The following is a 14,101-nucleotide window of genomic DNA, read 5'->3' as shown; positions in this document are numbered from 1 at the left end:
CCGGAACACCCGTTCCGGGGCCTGTCCCGTGCGCCCGTGCCGTACTCGAACACCACGCCGTACGCGGCGCCCGAGGGTCGCACGCACGGGGGAGACGACCGGCCGGGCCGCGTCGCGGGGCGTCGCGAAACCGGTTCCGCACAGTGCGAAGGCCGTAAGGTGTCCGGGACCCATGACTGTGTCGTCTGAGATCTGAGGAACCAGTGCGCCGACTTGCCGGCCTTCTCGTCGTCCCCCTCCTGCTGCTCTCCGCAGCCTGCGGCAGCGACGACAAGGCCTCCGACTCCGCTTCGTCCGAGACCGGCGTGCCCGCGATCACCGCGGGTGCCAAGTTCGGTGAGAAACCCACCATCGCCAAGGGCGTGGGCGACCCGCCCAAGGAGCTGAAGACCACCGTCATCAGCGAGGGTGACGGCGCCGCGCTGAAGAACGGTGACGCGGTCCAGGTCAACTACCTCGGCCAGGCCTGGGACTCCACGAAGCCGTTCGACAACAGCTTCGACCGCAAGGCCCCGTTCGATCTGACCCTGGGCGCCGGCATGGTCATCCAGGGCTGGGACAAGGGCCTCGTCGGCCAGAAGGTCGGCAGCCGCGTCCAGCTGGTCATCCCGCCGGACCTCGCCTACGGCGCGCAGGGCCAGGGCGACATCAAGGCCAACGCGACCCTCGTCTTCGTCATCGACGTCGTCAAGGCCTCCCAGGTCCCGACGACCGCCAAGGGCACCAAGGTCGCGCAGAACGATGCGGCACTGCCGAAGGTCGGCACCAATACGGACGGCAAGGCACCCAGCGTCACCGTCCCGAAGAGCGACCCGCCCACCAAGCTCTCCTCCACCTACGTGCTGGAGTCCGACGGCGAGGTCGTCACGGACACCGACAGCGTCGTGGTGAACTACGTGGGACTGCTGTGGAAGGACGGAAAGACGTTCGACAGTACCTACGAACAGGGGAAGACCCAGACCTTCCCGCTGGAGCAGGTGACCCTCAAGGGCCTGAAGAGCGGGCTCGTCGGCAAGAAGGTCGGCAGCCGGGTCCTGCTGGTCATCCCGCCGGACCAGGGCTTCGGTGACACCGAGCAGCAGTCGATTCCCGCCAAGTCGACACTGGTCTTCGCCGTGGACCTGCTGGCGAAGATGTAAGACTGTCCCGGTTGTGCAGTTCAACTTTTCCAAGGAGCAGTTTCAGTGAGCATCGAGAAGCCCGAGGTCGACTTCCCGGGCGGCGAGCCGCCGGCCGGTCTTGAGATCAAGGAGATCTGGGAGGGCGACGGCGCCGTGGCCAAGGCCGGCGACTTCGTCTCCGTCCACTACGTGGGCGTGGCCTTCTCCACCGGTGAGGAGTTCGACTCCTCGTGGAACCGCGGTGAGCCGCTCAAGTTCCCGCTCGGTGCCGGCCGGGTCATCCAGGGCTGGGACCAGGGCGTCCAGGGCATGAAGGTCGGCGGCCGTCGCCAGCTGATCATCCCGGCGCACCTCGCCTACGGTGACCGCGGCGCGGGTGCCGCCATCGCGCCGGGTGAGACGCTGATCTTCGTCTGCGACCTCGTCGCGGTCTGATCGTCGAACCCGATCGTCGGACCTGATCACCGACCCTGATCGTCCGGCCGCCCGGCTGGTCCGGACCGCCGGTTCGTCCGACGGTCCGACCGGTCGGCGCTCTGGCCGGATCGCGACCCTGTCGCCGTCCGCCATGATCACGCCTCCCACGCGGAGGCCCGGGAGGGCTCGTGCCGTTCGGCACGGGCCCTCCCGCCGTCAGTCCCGGGGTACGCGTGTTTTTGCCGGGGCCCCCGGGGGCGGTACGGTCGAGCGTCGTAGCGCATGGAGAGAAAGGGCGCCGATGGCGATTGCCAAGGCCGAGCGGCTGATGAACCTCGCGCTGTGCCTGCTGGGCACACGGCGTCCGCTCAGCAAGCGTGAGCTCCGCGGCTCCATCGAGGCGTACCTCGAAGCCGGTTCGGACGAGTCCTTCAACCGCATGTTCGAGCGCGACAAGGACGATCTGCGCGAACTCGGCCTCGTCATCGAGACCGTCGAGGGACTCGACGGAGACATCGGCTACCTCGCCCGCCGCGACAGCAACCGCCTCCCGCCGATCACTCTCAGCGCGGAGGAGGCGGCGGCCCTGGAGATCGCCGCGAAGGTGTGGCAGCAGGCCCGCCTCGCCGGAGCCGCCAGCGGCGCGCTGCAGAAGCTGCGCGCCGCCGGAATGCCCGAGGCCGAGGACACGTACGAGGTGCCGAGCGCCCTCGAACCGCGCATCCCCGTGCACGAGGCCGCCTTCGAACCGCTGATGCTCGCGTGCCGCGACCGACGCCCGGTCACCTTCGACTACCGCAAGGGCAATTCCGCCCGCGCCGAACAGCGCCAGGTCGAGCCCTGGGGGCTGGAGTGCTGGCGCGGCCACTGGTACCTGGCCGGCTGGGACCGGGAGCGCGGCGCCGAGCGCGTCTTCCGCCTCTCACGCATCACCGGCAGGGTCCGCTCCCGGGCAGGCGTCTTCACCGCCGCCATTCCCGACGTGGTCACCGTCCGGGAGACCGTGGAGAGCTGGGCCGGCGAGACCGCGACCCGCACCGCCCGGATCAGACTGCGCGGCGGGGCCGGCTTCCCACTGCGCTCGCGCGCCGTCTCGGTGCGGGATCTCGGTGACGGCTGGGACGAGCTGGAGATTCCGTACGGACACGGGCTGGACGCCTGGCTCGTCGAGTTCGGACCGGACGTCGTCGTGCTCGGACCGGCCGGTCTGCGGGCCGATGTGGTCGACCGGCTGCGCGCCGTGGCCAAGGACTGAAGGACTCGAGGACTGAGGGAGACGACACCATGGCCACGAACGCGATCGACCAGACCCGGCGGATGCTCTCCCTGGTGACGTATCTGCGCGAGCGCCCCGGCGCCCATGTGCAGGACGTCGCCCGGGCCTTCGGCATCACCGAGGACGAGCTCATCTCCGACCTGGACGTGCTGCCCATGTGCGGGACCAGCTTCCGCGGCGGCGATCTGCTCGACATCGACACCGACGGCGACCGGATCTGGTGGCACAACCCGGACGACGTCGCCGAGCCGCTGCGGCTCGCCGCCGACGAGGCCACCGCGCTGCTCGTCGCCGCGCGTGCCGTCGCCACCCTGCCCGGACTGCGCGAGAGCGACCGGCTCGCGCTGGTACGGGCCACCGCCAAGCTGGAGACGGCCGCCGGGGAGACCGGTGCGGCCAGCTCCCGGCTCTCGGTCACCTTCGAGTCGGAGGGCGGCGTCTTCGCCGAGGTCGACCGGGCCATCTCCGAACGCAGACGGCTCTGGCTCCGTTACTACTCGCCCGCCCGGGACGAACTCACCGAGCGCGAGGTGGACCCGATCCGCCTCTTCGCCGTGGGCCACACCTACCTGGAGGGCTGGTGCCGGCTCTCCGAGGCCCGGCGCACCTTCCGTCTGGACCGGGTCGCGGAGATCCGGCTGCTCGACGACCCGGCCGCGCCCCCGGAGCTGGAGCTCCGCGACCTCTCGGAAGGGCTCGTACAGCCGGCCGCCGAAGACCCGGAAGTGGTGATCGAGGTCGGCGCCGGCGGCCGGTGGGTCGCCGAGTACTATCCGCACGACCGTGCCGAGGAGCGCCCCGACGGCGGCCTGGTGATCACCCTGCGCACCCCGGACCCGGCCAGTTTGCGGAGGCTGGCGCTCCGCCTCGGTGGCGAGGGCCGCATCGTGTCGCCCCCGGAGCTGGCCGAGAGCGCACGCCGGGCCGCAGCCGAAGCGCTCGCCGCCTACGACGGCGTGGTCTGACGATGACGGGAACCGAGGACGGCACCATGTCCCGGAGGCCACGCGGGACGGGCGTCGCGGAAGCGGCCCGGCTCGCGGCGGCGGCCCACGCCGTGCGGTTCCGGGCCGGCTGCCCCGACTGCCGTACGCGCTTCGAGCTCGGAGCCGAGGCGCTGCGCCTCGCGATCGGGGCCGGCCCCAGCACCACCTTCTACTCCTTCACCTGTCCCGAGTGCGGCTCGGCCGTGCGCAAGCCCGCAGGGGAGCGCATCGTCGAGCTCCTCACCGGCGGCGGCGTACGGACGCTGCGTCTGCACACCGCCCCGTAGCCGCGGCAGCCGCCCCGTGCCGTCGCCCGTGTCCCCCCGAAAGAGGCTCAGCCCGCATGTTCTGGCCCATGCTCGCCATCGCTCTGGGATTTCTGGGGATCGCCGTGCTCGGCGTCCTCGCCGTCCGGGTCTTCCTCGAAGTCCGGCGGCTGGGCCGGCAGGTGGCGACCACTTCGGAGCGGATCAACCGGGCGGCCCAGGACCTGGAACGGGCCGCGACGCGCCTGGCCTCCACGGCGGACGTCCTCCGGTAGCAGGAGCCGTGCCCTCCGGATTCGCGGGACCTCGCGGTACGCTGCTGGGGTCGGCCCAGGCAGGAGGCGTGGTCCGGAACCGCGTGTATGCACAGGCATTGCCTCGTGTTTACCACTGCGGGTTACGATCGCTGCCAGCTGACCGTTCGGACGCGTGTCCGACTGATCGGGTAGTGAGCCCGTTCCTCCAGTCACCCCAGTGAGAAGGAAGTCGCACACATGATCGGCAATCTGAAGCCCCTTGAGTTGGTTCTGATCATCGCTGTCATCCTGCTGCTCTTCGGTGCCAAGAAGCTTCCGGACATGGCGCGTTCGCTCGGCAAGTCCGCGCGTATCCTCAAGAGCGAGGCGAAGGCGATGAAGCGCGACGACGCCGAGCCCGCCACCCCCGCCGCCGAGACGGTCGCCGAGCCCGCCCCGAAGCCTGCCGCCGCCCGTACCATCCAGGCCGCTCCGGGTGACGTCACCAGCGCGCGCCCCGTCGCCGAGCCCAACCCCACCACCACCCAGAGCTGACAGCTGATCCGTTCCACCGACGGCTGCCGCACGAGACGAGGGAAGTGGGTTGCTCAAGTCTGCCCGCAAGCAGGAGAAGAACGACGAGGGGCGGATGCCCCTCCTCGATCACCTGCGTGAGCTGCGTAACCGGCTTCTGAAGGCCGTCCTGGCCATTGTCGTGGTGACGATCGTCGCCGCCTTCTTCCAGAAGGACATCTACGACTTCCTTCTGCGACCGATCCTCTCCTCGGTCGGCTGCAAGGACGGCGTGGTCACCGCGATCAACGGCAAGCCCTGCGCGCTGCTGAAGACCGACACCTTGATGGCGCCGTTCACCAACGCCCTCAAGGTCGCCCTCATGTCCGGCGTGCTTCTCGCCACGCCTGTCTGGCTGTACCAGCTGTGGGCCTTCGTCGCCCCGGGCCTCCACAAGGGCGAGAAGCGGTACGCCTACGGTTTCGCCGTCATCGGCGCTCCGCTCTTCCTGGCCGGCGGCTACCTCGCCTACCTGATCCTGCCGCAGACCGCGCAGATCATGCTCGGTTTCAGCCCGGACAGCGTGCAGAACCAGATCGGGCTCGACAGCTACCTCGACCTGCTGACCCGCATGATCGTGGTCTTCGGCCTGGCCTTCGAGCTCCCCTTGCTCCTCGTCGCGCTGAACCTGACCGGGATAGTGACCGGGAAGCGGATGCTCGGCTGGTGGCGCGGGATGATCGTCGGCCTCACCGCCTTCGCCGCCATCGCCACCCCCGGCGGCGAGCCGCTGTCGATGCTGCTGCTGGCCGGACCGCTGGCCGTCCTGTACTTCATCGCGACCGGTTTCTCGCTCCTGAACGACAAGCGCCGCACCCGCGGCAACCCCGACGCCGAGCTCGACGACGACGAGGCGTCGGAGCTCGACCTCACCCCCGAACCGATCGGCGGAGTGGAGAGCGTGGCCGCGGGCCGTGCCACGGTGCCCGGACAGGCGTCGGGCGAGCAGGACGGTGCCGGATCGCAATCTCCGGGCGGTTACGACGACATCACCTGACCTTGTAGGGTCCGGCGGGTGACCAGCGAGATCACCCTCTTCGTCAATCCCACCGCGGGAAGCGGCCGGGGCGCGCACGCCGCGCAGCCGGCCGCTTCCGCGTTGCGGGATGCCGGATTCTCCGTACGGACCGTGCTCGGCGAGAACGCGGACGACGCTCTGCGCAGGGCACGGGACGCCGTGGCCGGCGGTACGGGTGCGCTGATCGCGGTGGGCGGGGACGGCATGGTCTCCCTCGCGCTCCAGGCGGTGGCCGGGACCCGGACCCCGCTGGGGGTGGTGGCCGCGGGCACCGGCAACGACTTCGCCCGGACCCTCGGCCTGCCGGTGCGCGACCCGGCCGCGGCCGGTCGGCTGGCCGCCGACGCCCTGAAGCGGGACGGCATACGCACCCTCGACCTCGGACGGGCCGGGGACCGGTGGTTCGGCACCGTGCTGGCCTCCGGCTTCGACTCCCGGGTCAACGACCGGGGCAACCGGATGCGCCGGATCCCGGGCCGCTTCAAGTACGACCTGGCGATCCTCGCCGAGCTCGCCTCCTTCCGGCCGGTCCCGTACCGGATACGGCTGGACGGCGGGGCCGTCATGGAGGTCGAGGCGACGCTGGTCGCGGTCGGAAACGGGACCTCCTACGGCGGTGGCATGCGGATCTGCGCGGACGCCGTCATGGACGACGGCCTCTTCGACGTGACCGTCGTCGGCGACTGCAGCCGGACCACCTTGCTGAAGGTCTTCCCCCGGGTCTACCGGGGCACCCATCTCTCCCACCCGGTGGTCACCGTCCACCGCGCGGCCTCCGTCGAACTGGCCGCGGCCGTCACCACCGCCTACGCCGACGGTGAATCCCTGGGAGCGCTCCCGGTGACGGCGGTGTGCGTGCCGGGCGCCGTACGGGTCCTCACCGGCTGACCCGGGCCCGGGGCCGGGGCGGGCCGGGTGCGCGGGCGGAAAAAGGGCGCATGGACTGTCGGAGGTGGCGGGTAGGCTCGACAGCAAGATGACAGAGGACCTCTCACCAGCCGAGCGCTACCACGCCTCCCGCCTCCGCCAGGCCGAGATGGCCACGGCGCTGTGGCCCTTCCGCGAGATGTACGAGTTCGAACTCGACCCCTTCCAGATCGAGGCCTGCAAGGCACTGGAAGCGGGCAAGGGCGTGCTGGTCGCGGCCCCGACCGGTTCGGGCAAGACGATCGTCGGCGAATTCGCGGTGCACCTCGCCCTGGAGCAGGGGCGCAAGTGCTTCTACACCACGCCGATCAAGGCGCTCTCCAACCAGAAGTTCGCCGACCTGGTCAAGCGCTACGGCGCCGACAAGGTCGGCCTGCTCACCGGTGACAACAGCGTCAACTCCGAGGCGCCGGTGGTCGTGATGACCACCGAGGTGCTGCGGAACATGCTGTACGCGGGCTCCCAGTCCCTGAACGGCCTCGGATACGTCGTGATGGACGAGGTGCACTACCTCTCCGACCGCTTCCGGGGCGCGGTCTGGGAGGAAGTGATCATCCACCTGCCCGAATCCGTGACGCTGGTCTCCCTCTCGGCGACCGTCTCCAACGCCGAGGAGTTCGGCGACTGGCTGGACACCGTGCGCGGGGACACCGAGGTCATCGTCTCCGAGGAGCGGCCCGTCCCGCTCTGGCAGCACGTGCTGGCCGGACGCCGGATGTACGACCTCTTCGAGGAGGAGACCGACCACGGCGGCCGCGGTTCGGCCCGCCGTGAGACCAACCCCGACCTGATCAGGCTCGCCCGCATGGAGAGCCAGGCCGGGTACAACCCGCGCGACCGCCGGCGCGGCAAGATGGTCCGCGAGGCCGACCGTGAGCGCGAGCGCCGTCAGCGCAGCCGGATCTGGACGCCGTCCCGCGCCGAGGTGATCGACCGGCTGGACAACGAGGGACTGCTGCCCGCTATCACCTTCATCTTCAGCCGGGCGGGCTGCGAGGCGGCCGTGCAGCAGTGCCTCGCCGCCGGGCTGCGGCTCAACGACGAGGACAAGCGCCGCCTCGTGCGGGAGATCGTCGAGGAGCGGACCGCTTCCATCCCCACCGAGGACCTGCACGTCCTCGGGTACTACGAATGGCTCGAAGGGCTGGAGCGGGGCATCGCCGCGCACCACGCCGGCATGCTGCCGACCTTCAAGGAGGTCGTGGAGGAGCTCTTCGTCCGTGGTCTCGTCAAGGCCGTCTTCGCCACCGAGACCCTCGCGCTCGGCATCAACATGCCGGCGCGTTCGGTGGTGCTGGAGAAGCTCGTCAAGTGGAACGGCGAGCAGCACGCCGACATCACGCCCGGCGAGTACACCCAGCTCACCGGCCGCGCGGGGCGCCGCGGCATCGACGTCGAGGGCCACGCCGTGGTGCTGTGGCAGCGGGGCCTGGACCCGGCGGGGCTGGCCGGGCTCGCGGGGACGCGCACGTACCCGCTCCGTTCCAGCTTCCGCCCGTCGTACAACATGGCGGTCAACCTGGTCCAGCAGTTCGGGCGGCACCGCTCGCGCGAGCTGCTGGAGACCTCCTTCGCGCAGTTCCAGGCGGACCGCTCGGTCGTCGGGATCTCCCGCCAGGTCCAGCGGAACGAAGAGGGCCTGGAGGGGTACCGCGAGGGCATGACCTGTCACCTCGGGGACTTCGAGGAGTACGCCGGCCTGCGGCGGGACCTCAAGGACCGCGAGACCGACCTGGCCAAGCAGGGTGCCTCCCAGCGCCGCGCCGCGGCCGCCTCCTCGCTGGAGAAGCTGAAGCCCGGCGACATCATCCACGTGCCGACCGGCAAGTTCGCCGGCCTCGCGCTGGTGCTGGACCCCGGCCTGCCCGCCGGGCGGGCCAACGGCCACCGTGGCTTCGACCAGCACGACGGCCCGCGCCCGCTGGTGCTCACCGCCGAGCGCCAGGTGAAGCGGCTCGCGTCGATCGACTTCCCGGTCCCGGTGGAGGCCGTGGAGCGGATGCGGGTGCCCAAGACGTTCAACCCGCGCTCGCCCCAGTCCCGCCGCGACCTCGCCTCCGCCCTGCGGACCAAGGCCGGGCACATCGTGCCGGACCGCCACCGCAAGGGACGCGCGGCGGCGGCCGACGACCGGGAGATCGCGCGCCTGCGCACCGAGCTGCGGGCCCACCCGTGCCACGGCTGCGACGAGCGTGAGGACCACGCGCGCTGGGCGGAGCGGTACCACCGCCTCAAGCGCGACACCCGGCAGCTGGAGAACCGCATCGAGGGACGGACGAACACCATCGCCCGCACCTTCGACCGGATCGTGGCCCTGCTGACCGAGCTGGACTACCTCCGCGCCAACGAGGTCACCGAGCACGGCCGCCGGCTGGCCCGGCTCTACGGCGAGCTCGACCTGCTGGCGAGCGAATGCCTGCGGGACGGTGTCTGGGAGGGGCTCAACCCGGCCGAACTCGCGGCCTGCGTCTCGGCGCTGGTCTACGAGGCACGGCAGGCGGACGACGCGGTGGCGCCCAAGCTGCCGTCCGGCCCGGCGAAGACCGCCATGGCCGAGATGGTCCGCATCTGGGGACGGCTCGACGCCCTGGAGGAAGACTTCAAGATCAGCCAGACCGAGGGGGTCGGCCAGCGCGAACCCGACCTCGGCTTCGCCTGGGCGGTCTACATGTGGGCCTCCGGCCGCTCCCTGGACGAGGTGCTGCGCGAGGCCGAGATGCCCGCCGGCGACTTCGTCCGCTGGTGCAAGCAGGTCATCGACGTCCTCGGCCAGGTGGCCGCGGCCGCCCCGCGCGAGGGCAGCACGGTGGCGAAGAACGCCCGCAAGGCCGTCGACGAGGTGCTGCGCGGAGTGGTGGCGTACAGCTCGGTGGGCTAAAGGACGCACGAGCGACACAGCGGGCCCGGGGCCTCACGCCCCGGGCCCGCTGTGGTGCGCAGGGCGGGGTCAGCCGATGGTGGTGACCCGCTGCTCCCTCAGAGTCGCGCAGTTGGAGTTCTCCACCGACACGTGGATGTTGTCGATGTTGCCGCCCCAGCTGACGCAGTGGCCCTTGCCGTAGACACGGCCCGGGCCCGCGTAAGAGGTGTAGTTACCGTAGTCCTCGGCCCAGGCGTCGGTGTCCGGCACGTAGATGTACGCGGACATGTACTTCACGGTGCCCGGGTTGGAGCGGATGGTCGCGACGCAGTTGTTGCCGTTCGCGGAGTTGTACGTGAGGTAGACGGTGCCCAGCGATCCGACGGGCGCCGAGTTCACGGTCTTGTAGGCACTGCCGCAGACCCCCTGCGGCGTGACGTTGGGCGCTGCCTGGGCGGTGGCGCCGAACGCCGCCGTGGTCCCCACCACCAGCGCGGTCAACGCCCCGGCAGTCGCGGCAATACGCGCGAATCCCATAATTTCCCCCTTGTCACTTCAAGAGCGTTTTGCTCCCACTTGATGTGACCGCCGAAGGGCACGGAAGGTTGCACCCGCTTTTCGAAGAGATGCCGAAGAATCGGGTGGATTCCGCCGGGGACACCCGGGAGGCGTACGGGAGGGGGAGCAGGGGCGGATGTGGTCGCGCGCGGCGCGGTTCCACCCCGTCGCGCCGCCGCCGTCCCGCTCGGCGGCGGGGCTTCTCGGGCTTCTCGCGCCCCTCGAACAGGGAGCGCCGGGCGGCCCGGGTGCGCATGCCCGGTAGCGGAGGGCGTCGAACGGCTCGGGGTAGGAGCGCCGGGGCAGGCCGTTCGGACGGCCGTCGACGTGGCGGAACTCCGCCACGGCCTCGCGGTCCCGCCCTTGGTGGACGAGGACGTCGCCGTACAGGGCGCGCCGCTCCCCGTCCTCGCCCGCCTCGACCATGAGCCGCGCCGCCGGCTCCCGCTTCTGCCGCCGGGCGGCGGCAGCCGCCTTCTGCAACGCGCGCTTCGCACCGGCGAGTTGGCGGGCCTGTCACGTCAGTGGGAGGAGGAAGAACCACACCAGGCAGACGACCGCCGCACGAAGGAGGAACGACGCCGCGGATGACTCCATGACTCTCGGCGCGCCGGGGGGCTGGAAGTCTCCGCCTTCCGGCGGCGATGGCCGGCGAACCGTCGGTCCGGATCACCCTGGTCGCCACGCCGAACGGGCATCGTGTGTGCGTTCGTCCGACGTGGCGGCGGTGTACCGGCCTTCGGGCACTCCGGCCCGTTTCAGGCGGCGGAGGTCCGCGCGGCGTCCCGCTTGGCGACTTCCTCCCGCACGATCGGGATGACGTGGCGGCCGAAGTCGATCGCGTCGTCGAGCAGGTCGTAGCCCCGGGCGGACAGGATCTCGACCCCCAGGTCGTAGTAGTCGAGGAGGGCCTGCGCAACCGTCTCCGGAGTGCCCACCAGAGCCGTGGAGTTGCCGGCGCCGCCCGTCTCGGCCGAGGTCGGCGTCCAGAGCGCGCGGTCGTGGCGCTCACCCCGGTCCGCCACGGCGAGCAGCCGCTGCGACCCCGCGTTCTGCGGAGCGGTCAGCGGGTGGCGGCGGCTCGGCGGAGCACCCGCCTTGCGGGCCCTGATCCGGTCGAGCGTCCGGTGCGCCTTCTCCCAGGCGAGTTCCTCGGTGGGGGCGATGATCGGGCGGAACGCCACCTGGATCCTCGGTACGTCGGTGCGCCCCGCCGCCTTCGCCGCCGCCTTGACCGAGGCGATCTGCTCGGCGGTCTCGGCCAGGGGTTCGCCCCAGAGGCAGAAGATGTCGGCCTCGGCGCCCCCTGCCGCGTAGGCCGCCGGGGAGGAACCCCCGAACGAGACCTGCGGGTGCGGCTGCTGTACGGGGAAGGTGTCGCTCACGAAGTCGTTGAAGCGGTAGTGCGTGCCCTCGTGGTCGAAGGGCTCGTGGGAGGTCCACGCCTTCTTGATGATCTGGATGGCTTCACGGGTGCGCGCGTACCGTTCGTCCTTGGTGAGGAAGTCCCCCTCGCGCTGCTGCTCGTGGTCGTTGCCGCCGGTGATGAAGTGGACGGCGAGCCGCCCGTCGCTGATCCGGTCGAGCGTGGCGAAGGTCTTCGCGGCGAAGGTCGGGTACGACACGTTGGGCCGGTGCGCCACGAGGATCTGGAGCCGGTCCGTACGGGCGGCGATGAACGAGGCTGCCGGGGACGGGTCGGGGGAGCCGGAGCCGTAGGCGAAGAGCACCCGGTCCCAGCCGTGGTCCTCGTGGGCGCGGGCCAGCTTGAGCGTGTACTCCTTGTCGAAGGACGCTCCCGAGCGGGGCGTCACCTCGGAACCCTCGTTGGTCGCGGCGATGCCGAGGAACTCTACGGGCATGGCGAAGCCTCATCTTCTGCTGCGGGTTGCGGTTGCGGGGGCACCGGCCGGGGGCTCGGTGCGCCGTGCCGTCGTGTGCTGCCTACGTGCTGACGTCGTGCTGACGGAGAAGCAGTCAGGGACGACAGGACGACGACCACACCCGACCGAAGTCGATGTGGTCGCGGGTGACCAGCCGCAGCTGAGGACGCATCCGTTCAGTGCACCAGCCGGATCGGCTCGGCGTCAACGGGTGTCCGAGCGGTGGGCAGGAAACAGTGCCGCGTGCGCGTCCAGGCGCAAGGCGAGGGCCGTCAGCTCGGCGGTGCGCAGCACCCGCCCTCCGAAACCGGGAAGCGGTACGTGGAGCGGCTCCGTCCAGCGGGCGGGGATCGCGCCCCTACCGTGTACGGCGCCCGCGAGCGCACCGGTCACGGCGGCCACCGTGTCGGTGTCGCCGCCGACGTCGATCGCCGCCGCGAGCGCGGCCTCGAAGGACGAGGTCGTCCGCAGGGCCCAGACGGCGGTACCCAGGCAGGGCCAGACCGCGCCGTTGAACTCGGTCGCCAGACCCGGGTGCCAGTCCGGGGCGAGCACGGCCGCCCAGCGGGCGCGCTGGTCCTCGCGTACGTCAAAGAGGGCGGCGGGTAGGGCGGCGAGCGGGTCGTCGCCGTCCAGTGCCACCCGGATCAGCTCGTCGAGGACGGCCGTGCCCTCCCAGGCGGCCGGATCGCCGTGCGTCAGGGCCGCGATCCGCCGGGCCGCGTCCATCGTGGCGGCGCGGGCTCCGGCTTCGTCCCCGGGGTCCGGCCCTGCCGTGCGGGCGAAACGGACGGCCGATCCGGCCGCCCGCATCAGTGAGCCGTTGCCCGCTGCGCGCACCTCCACCTGGAAATGGAGGGCGGCGGCCAGGTCCCAGGGGTCGCCGCCGAGCAGGACGGTCTTTGTCTGGATGCCGATGTCCTTGGGATCGGAGGCGGCCCACCGGCAGAACCGGTCGAAGATGTCGGGCAGGTCGAGCCCCTCCCGCTCCAGCAGCGACTCGGCGACGAGTACGGCCATCTGCGTGTCGTCGGTCGCCTCGCCCGGGTCCCAGCCGCCGCCCCCGCACATCGTGCCGGTGCCGTCGGGGAAGCGGGCCGACCAGACTCCGGCCGGCCCGAACTCGAACGGGGCTCCCAGCGCGTCCCCGACCGCCGAGCCGACGACGGTGCCCACCACCCGGTCTTGCCTGTCACCCCGCCCCATGGGAGGCACCCTACGGCCCGCGCGTCTGTCGACACCGTCAGTCCCGGAAACCCGCCTTTCCTCGTCCTGCGGTGGCCTTCGTCCCGGCCCTGCCGCCCATAGCACCGCCGCTCTTCATCGAGGCGGCCGCGCAGATCAGACCCAGCACCACGGCGAGTCCGCCGATGATGACGTTGTTCAGGACGACCCCGAGATCGGGGCCGCTGCCCACGATCCACGGTGCGACGATCATCCAGGCGCCCATCGCGCAGATGGCCCAGCTCAGGCCGTACATCCGGGACGGGGACGCGGTGATGCCGAGGCCCAGTACGGCGAGGGCGATACCGATGATCAGGTTGTGCTGCACCAGTGCGGGCTGGCTCGACGTGAAGTGGAGTACCCAGGGCGACACCGCGCAGTACAGACCGAGGAGGAACACGGGCGCGTCCACGAGGGCGACGTCGCGGCCGCCGAGCGTGCGGTCGTACCGCTCGCGCATCTCCGGGAGGTCCGGGTGGTCCGCCATGTCGGCATGCGCGTCCGCACGGGTGCCGGCACGGGTGTGTGAGAGGTCGGACATGAGTCGTCTCCTTTACGGTCCCGTGGGCCCGCCCGCCGCCGGCCTGATCCGGAGCGTGAGTCCGGGACGCGCGAGCGGTACCTCTTTCCCCATGGTGCGCTTATCCCCCATTTACGCGCCGGGACCGGAGGCGGCCGACTGCGTTAAGCACGGCGCGTTGCACGGGGCGGCCAACCGGGCCTGCGTGAAAGGGGGTTGCCGGGTGGTGGTGCGCC

At 71.1% G+C, this 14,101-nt stretch carries 15 protein-coding genes; 11 read left to right on the top strand and 4 right to left on the bottom strand.

Translation table 11 applies throughout. The annotated features are described in order from the left end of the window. Positions 1–203 precede the first annotated feature (203 nt). The 10 genes from ACFWEP_RS21560 (at position 204) to ACFWEP_RS21515 (ending at position 9,698) form a co-directional block, all read left to right on the top strand. Positions 204–1,139 (top strand): FKBP-type peptidyl-prolyl cis-trans isomerase, encoded by a 936-nt coding sequence (locus ACFWEP_RS21560; protein WP_387371928.1) that lies wholly within the window; start codon positions 204–206, stop codon positions 1,137–1,139. 45 nt (positions 1,140–1,184) lie between these two features. Beyond that, positions 1,185–1,556: an FKBP-type peptidyl-prolyl cis-trans isomerase gene (locus ACFWEP_RS21555; protein WP_328722625.1), complete on the top strand. Its 372-nt coding sequence runs from the start codon at positions 1,185–1,187 to the stop codon at positions 1,554–1,556. Positions 1,557–1,839: 283 nt separating this feature from the next. Then, positions 1,840–2,793: a helix-turn-helix transcriptional regulator gene (locus ACFWEP_RS21550; protein WP_387371927.1), complete on the top strand. Its 954-nt coding sequence runs from the start codon at positions 1,840–1,842 to the stop codon at positions 2,791–2,793. A 29-nt stretch (positions 2,794–2,822) separates the two neighbouring features. Continuing rightward, complete coding sequence (locus tag ACFWEP_RS21545) at positions 2,823–3,779, top strand: helix-turn-helix transcriptional regulator (RefSeq protein ID WP_387371926.1); 957 nt, start codon at positions 2,823–2,825, stop codon at positions 3,777–3,779. A 2-nt stretch (positions 3,780–3,781) separates the two neighbouring features. Beyond that, the gene (locus ACFWEP_RS21540) at positions 3,782–4,087 is read left to right on the top strand and encodes a hypothetical protein (RefSeq protein ID WP_387371925.1); all 306 of its coding nucleotides are present in this window, start codon (positions 3,782–3,784) and stop codon (positions 4,085–4,087) included. A gap of 56 nt (positions 4,088–4,143) precedes the next feature. Beyond that, the gene (locus tag ACFWEP_RS21535; protein ID WP_387371924.1) at positions 4,144–4,341 is read left to right on the top strand and encodes a hypothetical protein; all 198 of its coding nucleotides are present in this window, start codon (positions 4,144–4,146) and stop codon (positions 4,339–4,341) included. 219 nt (positions 4,342–4,560) lie between these two features. Beyond that, a complete protein-coding gene (gene tatA / locus ACFWEP_RS21530; protein WP_387371923.1) occupies positions 4,561–4,857 on the top strand; it encodes a Sec-independent protein translocase subunit TatA in 297 nt (98 codons plus the stop codon). A 49-nt stretch (positions 4,858–4,906) separates the two neighbouring features. Next, complete coding sequence (gene tatC, locus ACFWEP_RS21525) at positions 4,907–5,872, top strand: twin-arginine translocase subunit TatC (RefSeq protein ID WP_387371922.1); 966 nt, start codon at positions 4,907–4,909, stop codon at positions 5,870–5,872. Between the two features lie 18 nt (positions 5,873–5,890). Continuing rightward, a complete protein-coding gene (locus ACFWEP_RS21520) occupies positions 5,891–6,781 on the top strand; it encodes a diacylglycerol kinase (protein ID WP_387371921.1) in 891 nt (296 codons plus the stop codon). Between the two features lie 88 nt (positions 6,782–6,869). After that, positions 6,870–9,698, top strand: coding sequence for a DEAD/DEAH box helicase (locus ACFWEP_RS21515; protein WP_387371920.1), 2,829 nt, complete (start codon positions 6,870–6,872; stop codon positions 9,696–9,698). Between the two features lie 69 nt (positions 9,699–9,767). On the opposite strand, the gene ACFWEP_RS21510 is transcribed toward ACFWEP_RS21515, so the two are convergent. Further along, the gene (locus ACFWEP_RS21510; RefSeq protein WP_387371919.1) at positions 9,768–10,217 is read right to left on the bottom strand and encodes a spore-associated protein; all 450 of its coding nucleotides are present in this window, start codon (positions 10,215–10,217) and stop codon (positions 9,768–9,770) included. Between the two features lie 348 nt (positions 10,218–10,565). Between ACFWEP_RS21510 and ACFWEP_RS21505 the strand changes: the two genes are divergently transcribed. Further along, positions 10,566–10,829, top strand: coding sequence for a hypothetical protein (locus ACFWEP_RS21505; RefSeq protein WP_387371917.1), 264 nt, complete (start codon positions 10,566–10,568; stop codon positions 10,827–10,829). A gap of 167 nt (positions 10,830–10,996) precedes the next feature. On the opposite strand, the gene ACFWEP_RS21500 is transcribed toward ACFWEP_RS21505, so the two are convergent. The 3 genes from ACFWEP_RS21500 to ACFWEP_RS21490 all read right to left on the bottom strand — a co-directional run bounded on the left by ACFWEP_RS21500 (position 10,997) and on the right by ACFWEP_RS21490 (position 13,886). After that, positions 10,997–12,100: an LLM class flavin-dependent oxidoreductase gene (locus ACFWEP_RS21500; RefSeq protein WP_387371916.1), complete on the bottom strand. Its 1,104-nt coding sequence runs from the start codon at positions 12,098–12,100 to the stop codon at positions 10,997–10,999. A gap of 225 nt (positions 12,101–12,325) precedes the next feature. Further along, entirely contained in the window at positions 12,326–13,327 is a 1,002-nt protein-coding gene (locus tag ACFWEP_RS21495; RefSeq protein ID WP_387371914.1) for an ADP-ribosylglycohydrolase family protein, read from the bottom strand. 37 nt (positions 13,328–13,364) lie between these two features. Further along, positions 13,365–13,886: an SPW repeat protein gene (locus ACFWEP_RS21490; protein WP_387371913.1), complete on the bottom strand. Its 522-nt coding sequence runs from the start codon at positions 13,884–13,886 to the stop codon at positions 13,365–13,367. Positions 13,887–14,101 lie beyond the last annotated feature (215 nt).

This window comes from Streptomyces sp. NPDC060198, assembly GCF_042728415.1.
Classification (GTDB): domain Bacteria; phylum Actinomycetota; class Actinomycetes; order Streptomycetales; family Streptomycetaceae; genus Streptomyces.
This window is presented reverse-complemented; position numbering and strand designations above follow the sequence as displayed.